Annotated in this window: 2 protein-coding genes; both read right to left on the reverse strand. The window is 38.9% G+C overall.

Annotated elements, in window-relative coordinates:
* Positions 1-27 precede the first annotated feature (27 nt).
* Positions 28-756: an urease accessory protein UreH domain-containing protein gene (locus ETB99_RS14505; protein ID WP_077428962.1), complete on the reverse strand. Its 729-nt coding sequence runs from the start codon at positions 754-756 to the stop codon at positions 28-30.
* Positions 757-869: 113 nt separating this feature from the next.
* Positions 870-1,343 (reverse strand): VPS10 domain-containing protein (locus ETB99_RS14510; RefSeq protein WP_483860850.1); only part of this gene is annotated, 474 nt, incomplete at its 5' end.

The following is a 1,343-nucleotide window of genomic DNA, read 5'->3' on the forward strand; positions in this document are numbered from 1 at the left end:
CATTGAGTTTCCCTCCTTTTCCTAACTTTAAAACCAATAAGTGATCGTATCTAATATACCAAGTAAAACCATCACGATTCCGGCTGTTTTCTGAACAATCCCCCCTACTTGTCTTCCTTTTTTCATTACAGTGCCGCTAAATCCTAAGTACCAAAGGATAAAGATAAAGAAAATAACAGGTACAGAAGTTCCAACGGCAAAGATGCTCGGTAATAGTACCCCATAAGACGTTGAATAGACGAGAGGCATGAGAGTGACAAAAAACAGCACAAACATCGTTGGACAAAAAGCTAATGAAAAGCCAAATCCCATGAAAAACGAACCGATTTTTCCTTTTCGCCATCTCTCAGGCACTTTGAACAAGGTAACGTTCCAATACATTTTAAAAAGCCCTAACAAATATAAGCCTACAAGAATGAGAATGGGACCAATAAGCTTTCTTAACCACGGAAAATACAATATTAGCGTACTTTGAATCTCTTTCCCCATCAGCCAAACGATGAAACCTAAACCGGAAAAAGCAATAATTTTACCAAAAATAAATAGGAACAACTCTTTCCACGCAATTCCTTTTTGCAAGGACTGATTACTGTATAAAGTGATCGCTCCTAAATTACTAGTGATTTGACACGGAGCCATCGCTCCTACGATGCCAAGAAGAAAGGCTGACAAAATGGGAATCTCTGTCATGCTATTTGCCATATTAAGAAACGGTTGACTTAGAAAGTTACTGATTTGACTCAAGAACGAATACACCCTTCTTCTCACCTTCTTCTCTATCTGATGTCTATATTGTAGCAATGAATTTTGCAGAAATTGTGGAGCGATATATTTTCAGTAAGCAAAAAGACACGCACCCGCATGTCTTTTTATATTTTCCCTTTCGATGCTAGTTTTGTCCAGCTTGCACCGTTATTTTTTGTCATAAAAATATCCCCGTTCATCGTCGCAATCACTATTTCGTTTTCATTTGCTGGATTAGAAGTGATATACATGATATGGTCTTTTTCATCGAGCGTAGGAACGGAAAGAACTTCCTCTTGTTTTGTGTCTAATGATTGTTTGATTAGGATAGGTTTATCGTTCTCTACAGCTGCAAATACAATGAATTTTTCTTGGAACGCAAACGTCGTCGTATTGATTTTTCGCGTGAACCGTTCAAACGTATTCCCATTATCTCTTGAAACAAAAATTCCTTCCGATGTACTAATTCCAACCATATTTTCATCCGTTGGGTGGGCAGCAATCGTTCCTGCAGCAGTTTGCGGCAGGCCGTTCAATTGACTTGGCGACCACGTTTTGCCGTCGTCTTTACTGTAAAATACCCCTTGTCCGAGCGTTTT

Source organism: Anoxybacillus sp. CHMUD (assembly GCF_013096965.1).
Taxonomy (GTDB): domain Bacteria; phylum Bacillota; class Bacilli; order Bacillales; family Anoxybacillaceae; genus Anoxybacillus; species Anoxybacillus kestanbolensis_A.